Source organism: bacterium (genome assembly GCA_021372615.1).
GTDB lineage: Bacteria > Armatimonadota > Zipacnadia > Zipacnadales > UBA11051 > JAJFUB01.
This window is the reverse complement of record JAJFUB010000152.1, coordinates 1-7,248: the sequence shown is the minus strand read 5'-3', so window position 1 is coordinate 7,248 and position 7,248 is coordinate 1. Positions and strand designations below refer to the sequence as shown.

Sequence of the window (7,248 nt, the reverse complement as noted above, 5' to 3'; positions counted from 1 at the left end):
GCAGTCGCGGTCGGTGACCGCTCCCACACGGCCATGTCTCGCCTGTTTCGCCGTCGAACCGCATATGCCTGCTTGTGGGGCTCAGAACCGCAGGTCGCGCTCGCCCTGGCGGATGCGGCCCAGGAACTCCCTGGCGCGGGTGCGGATGTGGTCGCTGGGGATGCTCTCCAGCTCGCGGGCGATGGCCTGCTCCCCCAGCTTCCGCAGGGCCTCATCGGCATAGTCCTCCAGGTACTCCTGGAAGGTCAGGATGGCGTTGGCCTGGCAGACGTTGCCGATCTGCCCGGTCTTGGCCAGCTTCATGAAGCGGTCGCCCGTGCGCCCCTCGCGGTAGCACGCAGTGCAGTAGCTGGGGATGTAGCCGTCCTCGATCAGGCCCGTGAGGACCTCGTTGGGGGTGCGGCGGTCTTCGGTAACGAACTGCGGGGTAGAGTCCTCAAAGCCCAACTTGCCGGCATGGGCGTAGCCGCCGACGCCGGTGCACGAGCCGGCGCTGACCTGCGAGATGCCCACGGCGATGACCTCCTCGCGGAAGCCCTGCGGCTCGCGCGTGGACAGGATCATGCCGGTGTACGGCACGGCTAGCCGCAGGACGGCGACGAGCCGCTTGAAGTCGGCGTCGGCCACGATGTGAGGGAAGCTCTGCGAGGCTACGCCCTCCGCGGTGCGGATGCGCGGCACCGACAGCGTGTGGGGGCCGACCCCGCAGGCGGCTTCGAGGTGCTCAGCGTGCATCAACATGCCGATGGTCTCGTAGCGCCAGTCATACAGGCCGTACAGGACGCCCAGGCCCACGTCGTCAATGCCGCCGGCCATGGCCCGGTCGTGGGCCTCGGTGTGCCAGGCGTAGTCGCGCTTGGGGCCAGACGGGTGCACCTGCTCATACGTGGGCTTGTGGTAAGTCTCCTGGAACAGGATGTAGGTGCCGATGCCCGCGTCCTTGAGCCGGCGGTAGTTCTCGACCGTCGTGGCGGCGATGTTCACATTGACCCGCCGGATGGCGCCGTTGTCCAGCTTCAGGTCGTAGATGGTCCCAATGCACTCGAGCACGTATTCCAGCGGGCAGTTGACCGGGTCCTCGCCGGTCTCGAGGGCCAGGCGCTTGTGCCCCATGCGCTCGAGCACCCGCACCTCCTCGCGCACCTCCTCCTGGGTCAGCTTGCGCCGCGTCATGGCGTGGTCGTGGTTGTAGCCACAGTACGAGCAGCGGTTGACGCAGAAGTCCGACAGGTACAGGGGGGCGAAAAGGACGATGCGGCGGCCGTAGATGTGCTCCTTGACCTGCCGGGCCAGCTTGTAGATGGCCTCCAGCGTGTCGGGGTCCTGCACTTCCAGCAGTACGGCCGCCTCGCGGTGGGTCAGGCCGGCGAAGGTGGCGGCCTTGTCCAGGAGCGCCTGCACGCGGGCCGGGTCGCGCGCTTCCTCCCGGGCCGCGGCCAGCGTCGCCTCGATCTCCTTGTGGTTGATGAAATCGTCGGCGTGGGGTGACTTCGGGTCGTACATGGTGCTCTTCCTCTCTGCCCGGCGACAGCGCCGGGGACTGCCTATTCCCTGGTCAGCGCAGTCTTGACCGACACATGGGGGACGCGCCCCAGCCGCCCCGTCAGTGCGCTGATCTCGTCGGTCTCGCCATCCACGATGAGGGCAATGACCGACACCTTGCGCTCGCGGTACGGGATGCCCATGCGGCCGATCACGAGGCCGGCGTGGTCGTGGAGCACGGCGTTGACCTCCTCCGCGGCGCACAGGTCCTCGACGACGATACTGACGACGCCCAGACGCTTGCCCATGGCACTCTCCTCGCGGACACGGGCGTCCGCAGAAACAAAAACACCCTCCTGCGCGGATGCAAGAGGGTGTCGTGATGGCACCGCCGATATGCCCGCGCCAGGCGCGCCTTCCCGCTGGGGTGTTAAGCCGCACGGTCAGGTCTGAGTTCGCACCGACAGGGGAATGAATCCCCCTGTCCGTTGGAGACAAGTGTACTCGACAGAGGCGGAGGCGTCAACTACCCGTCGTCGCGCCACCCCTCCCCTACTCCGCCACCATCCCCTCCGCCCGGACGCGCACGAACGACGGCTTCTGCTCGGGGTCCTTCACCAGCCATGGCCGCGTCCACCATACCTGGTCCGCGTTGTTCTCACCCTTGGCGTCGGTGGCGATGGTGATGGCTACCGGTCCACCGGCGAGGTGGCCCAGCGGCACCCGCCACAGGTGGAAGTCCGTGTCCCAGACCACCTTCTTCGCCGCGTCCATGCCCTGCTGCCAGTCCGGGTTCGGCTTGGGTCCCAGATCGTGCGCCCGGACCTCGCGGCCGTTCACGTAGAGCCGCGCAATGCCGCCGTTGCCGTAGCGCGTCTGGTTGTTGTAGACGTAGACGGCCACGGAGGTCTCCCGGTCGGGCACCTGCGCCAGGTAGTCCATGGCGACCTCGCACTCGCTGCCATAGTCCACCAGCATGAACTCGCGGCCGGACTTGTCACCCGGCACCGGGAAGGCGGCCCGGTGGGGCACAATGAACTCCCCGCCCCGCTCCAGGCCCGTGGCGCGGATGATGTAGCGCCCCCGTTCCAGACCATCGCCCAGCGGCTCGCCGAGCTTCACCGTCGGCGCCCCGCGCTCGAAGAACGTCAGGTGCGCCGGGAAGGTGACCTGGTAGGTGGCGGGGTCGCTGGACACAGCCTTCTCAGGGACGGGCGGTAGCTTTCCGGGCTGGTCGTTGACGAGCAGGGCGACGAACTTCGCATTGGTGCGCAGCGCGATCTCCCCGGACTGCGGACTCTTGTCATCCACGGGCCCCAGGACCAGCACGGTGCGTAGCGGGTTGCTCTCATAGCGGCTGATGCGGATGCCGGGCGGGAGCGCCAGGACCTGCGCCTTCGTCCGGTCGTGCCCGCCGGGGGACAGTGCATAGCGGACCTCGGGGTTCAGGCCCAGCACCTTGCCCTCGGCTCCCGCCGGCCAACCGGGCAGCGTCAGCGGCGTGTCGAGCTGGTTGAGGCCGGTGATGCGCTGGTAGAGCGGCCGCCCCTCGGGCCCGAGCATCTGCTGAACCTGCGCCGTAGCGGAGTACTGGTAGCGCCGCCCCCCCCGGTCCTCGTACACGCAGGCGAGGTCGTTCGGCCAGCGCTCCGGCGGGAACACAGGGGTCAGTTGCCGGTGGGCGAAGAGCTGGGCGCGGGTGCGCATGTGGTAGGGCATGCCGCTGGTGGCCTGCAGCTCGGTCGCGGTGCCGGCGATCTGCCCGAGGCCCCCCAGCGCATCGGAGCACGCGACCACCACGTGGCGGCTGAAGTCGTCCTCCGCCCGGATGATCGGCACCCACGCCCGGGCGTTCGGCCCGTGGATGTGGGCCGACACGGGCCGCTGGTGCTCCATCCACCACACGCGGGTGGCGGCATTGCCCCAGACCTGCTGGTAGCGCAGCGGCCAGCGGATGGCGAAGGCGATGGGCTCGGGGGCGTATTCAGCGGACATGGGCACCTCGGGGTTGCGGCGCAGCAGCTCGCGGAACTGCTCCGTCGCGCCCTCGGCGCCCGCCTTGCCCTCGATGACGCCATTGCCATAGTCGCCGATGGCTCCCGCTGTGTCCTCATAGTTCGCGTCAGTACCCGTCTCCCTCCGCCACGTCAGCATCATGTCCGTGTGGTACTTGCGCCAGGCGGCCGAGAGGGGGTCGAGGTACAGGAGCTGCCCGTCCTTGACGTCCGCCCATGTCGTGGGCTTGTCCGGGTAGCCGGATATGCCCGCGTAGGCCCGCAGCAGCCCGAAGTCCCTGATCTTGTCCCGCACAAACACCGGGGAGTTGACGTTCACACAGTACGTGTTCACATAGGCCATCGTGTGGAAGCCATGCTGGTGGGCGAGCTTGACGCTGTCCACATAGCCAGCGCGGGGCGTCCAGTCGGGCAGGTCGTGATCGAACTCGGGCGCCCGTGCGTTCCAGTTGTGCAGCAGGACAGTCTCGGGGTCGAAGGTCGCCGCCAGCATCCGGTAGGTTTCGGGGGTGCCCTCGGCGTGATCCACAATGACACGGATCTTGTCGGCCCACTTCGTGGCCGCACGGACCTTCATCTCCGGAGCGAAGGCCTTCGCGTACCACTGCTTGTACGGCGTCATCGCGGCCACCCACCCGCCGGAGAAGACGTCCAGATGCCACGTGACGGACTCGATCTGCGTGCGGGGCTCATACGGGATGAGGTTCAGGGACTCGATGGCGGCCGAGAAGCTCTTGCCCGACCAGTTCAGGAAGCAGAAGTTCGGGCGGAAGGTCGGCTCCTGGACCCACACGCACAGGCTCCCCTGCTTGCCTTCGGCCGCGATGATGGGCGCTTCCCAGAAGGGGCTGCCCCCCAGTGTGATGAGCCCTGGCCGGCCGGTCCGGTCGTACATCACCCCGCCGAACGAAGCGACATAGAAGCGGTGGTCGGGATGGAGGTTCGCCAGCGGCGCCTGCACGCCATAGACGCCCGCCGCGCTGCTCTGCGCCGTCGCGCGCGTGAGCAACTGGCCGGAGGCGTCCACCGTGCACTGCACGGTCAGGCTCTCACCGGGGAACTGCTCCTTGCCGTTGGTCAGGCCGGTCCAGGTGCCGCGCATCCCGCCGGGCACGGGCGTGGCGATGAACTTGCCCTGCGGCGACGGGAAGTGCATCGTGGGGAAGGCCGTGCCGGGCGGCACATCCTGGTTCATCTGCTGGTTGCCCCACGGTGAGTGCAGGGATGACATGGTCTTGGCATGGCCCGTCATGGAGCCCAGCCCGCGCGGCATGGATAGATCAGCAGTGGCGGCGTCGGCGTGGACTTCGCCGGTCCTGAGGTCCTTGAGGCTCACGATGGTGCCGTCAATGACCGTGGCCGACAGACGCGGGGTCGTGATCGTGAACCCGCGCGGGAGGGGCTTGGCCGACTGCGCGAGGGCGCAGGACCACAGAAGGACCAGCAGGAGGGACAGTATGCGTGGCATGTTGGCTCCTTCGTTGAGTAACGACGTATGCCGTCCCCCCTCACAGCCTCACTTCCACCACCTCATACACCCGCAGCGGCGGTAGCGTCACCGTCCCGTCGGCCCCCACCGCCACCGTCTGCGTCGCCGCCTTGTCCGGGTCGTGGACCACGGCGCTCTTGACCTGCGCCCCCGCAGGCAACGGCAGGCGCAGCTTCAGGCCCTCACGCGGGTGGTCCAGACGGGCTGTCGTCCCCAGAGGTACGTCATAGTTGAGCACGTGGAAGTACAGCGTCTTGCCATCCAGCTTCGCTAGGGCGTTGAACCGTACGTGCTGGTTGTCTTCGCGCGGCAGCAGGGCGAGGTCCTGCAGGCCGAGCTGCCCCAGGATCGTCCAGAGCTGCTTGCCGTTGGGCGCCAGGGGGCAGGACACGTACTGACCCGCCCCCAGCGTATGCACCTGGCCGTCCTGCGTGAGCCCCGCCAGCGGCGACTGCTGCGGGCGCAACAGCTCCTCCCCGAAGGTGGCGTTCTCCCCCACGATCAGGGCTTTGCCGCCGGCGCGGACGTACTGGAGGATCTGGTCGGCACTGTCCATGAACTTCACGTCGGGCAGGATGACCAGGCGGTACTTCTGCATCTCGGGGAAGTGGAAGCTCCAGCGCGTGTCGTAGTCGAAGAGCAGGTGGCACTCGCCCAGGGCATCAGTCAGGCCCCGCAGGCGGGTGATGTGAGACGGATTGCCGTACATCTTCTGGTACGGGAAGCAGCCCAGCAGGACCTGCGCGTAGCCCCAGTTGCCCTCGTACAGGGCCGCCTTCTGCTCGAAGAAGGCGCGGTACTGCCGCAGCACGGCGCCGAAGGTGGCGTAGTCGGGCCGGATCAGGAAGCCGCCGCCGTTGCCATAGGCAGCGCACTCGGCCATCGCCAGGGCCGCGGAGTCGGGGTTCAGGTCCCAGTCCGGGTTGAGCGACGGATAGCCGCCCCGCGTGAGCATCAACGGGCGTTCGTTGCCGCCCACGCACTGGGTCAGCTTGTTCTCGAAGATGTTGGTGTTCACATGCATGAGCTTGATGTCACGCACGATGCGCCGGCCCGCCAGGCCGGGGTTGGTGCCAAAGTCGCCAATGGAGCGCTCGAACATGAGGAAGTCCACCGGCGCGAACGCTCCCCAGACGTGCTCCGGCCGCCCCTCGCCGCCATTGGGGAAGACATAGAACGGGCGGCGCACCTGCTCCCCGGCCGCCTTCAGGGCCATGATGTGGCGGCTGAAGGTGTCGGCCCAGAAGCGGCGGCTGTCCACGACCGCCAGGCCCTGCTTCAGGTCATCGGTCAGGGCGATTGGTTGCCCCGCCGGATAGCCGTAGGCCTGGGGATTGCCGTGATAGCGCACCGCCAGCCACGCCTGGAAGGCCTCCTGGCAATAGTGGCAGTAGCAATGCTGCGACCCGCCGTTGTCCACGAAGACGCCGTCATAGCCCACCTCGGCACACATCCGCACCACCTGCTCGGACCAGGTGCGCCAGTGGGGGTTGTTCATGCAGACCGCATAGCGCAAGTTCGGCTCGTAGGGCGGGTACTTGCCGTTGGTCAGGGCGTAGAAGTAGTGGGGCTTGCCGTCGGGCTCGACCTGCAACCATGTGATCGGGTCGTCGGCCGGGCGCGGGCCGAGCTTGAACTCCGCGGCATACTCGTCCCAGTGGTCGTAGAAGTCCCAGAAGCCGGTGCGCTTGTCCGGGTCGCCGCCGATGGTCATGGAGCAGATGTAGGGCATGACCATCGTGACCCCGCCGGCGTGCAGGCGGCGGACCATGTCGGTCAGCCCGGCCCGGCGCTGCTTGGTCTCCTCCAGCGTCAGGCGGCGCACGCTGTCGCCCTTACCATAGGCCTGGTTCTCGCCGCCGAGGGCCTGGATTGGCCCCCAGTTGTGAGTCATCAAGACATCCTTGCCCAGGTGCAGAAGCTGCGGGCGAGCCGCGATGGTGTCGGCGAGCCACTGGTCGTAGCCCAGGTGCTTGCCCCCGTAGTCGAGCACGTAGGTGATGGGGGCGCGGGTGGGCGTGGGCGCAGCCAGGGCGGCGGTGGCAGCGAGGCACAGCATGACGGGCGGCAGCAGGCGCATGGCAGTCTCCATCCAGCTACGGACTGGTCGCCAAAGCCGTTGGAGCGCGGCTCTCCAGCCCATTTTCCGCAAAGTGCGGGTTTTGCTTGTGAGGCGAGGAGGTTCTGACGGTTGGGGCAAGAAGTGAGCGGGCACTTGGTGCTAGGAGTGTCCCTGCTCATGTCCCGTCGGGAACCTCACGT

At 67.7% G+C, this 7,248-nt stretch carries 4 protein-coding genes; all 4 read right to left on the bottom strand.

What is annotated here, in order from left to right:
* Positions 1-81: 81 nt before the first annotated feature.
* The 4 genes from hydG to LLH23_22015 all read right to left on the bottom strand — a co-directional run bounded on the left by hydG (position 82) and on the right by LLH23_22015 (position 7,066).
* Positions 82-1,503: a [FeFe] hydrogenase H-cluster radical SAM maturase HydG gene (gene hydG / locus LLH23_22030; protein MCE5241152.1), complete on the bottom strand. Its 1,422-nt coding sequence runs from the start codon at positions 1,501-1,503 to the stop codon at positions 82-84.
* Positions 1,504-1,544: 41 nt separating this feature from the next.
* Entirely contained in the window at positions 1,545-1,790 is a 246-nt protein-coding gene (locus LLH23_22025) for an iron-only hydrogenase system regulator (GenBank protein MCE5241151.1), read from the bottom strand.
* A gap of 244 nt (positions 1,791-2,034) precedes the next feature.
* On the bottom strand, positions 2,035-4,965 hold the full coding sequence (locus tag LLH23_22020) for a DUF6259 domain-containing protein (protein ID MCE5241150.1): 2,931 nt from the start codon (positions 4,963-4,965) through the stop codon (positions 2,035-2,037).
* A 40-nt stretch (positions 4,966-5,005) separates the two neighbouring features.
* Complete coding sequence (locus LLH23_22015) at positions 5,006-7,066, bottom strand: hypothetical protein (GenBank protein ID MCE5241149.1); 2,061 nt, start codon at positions 7,064-7,066, stop codon at positions 5,006-5,008.
* Positions 7,067-7,248: the final 182 nt, after the last annotated feature.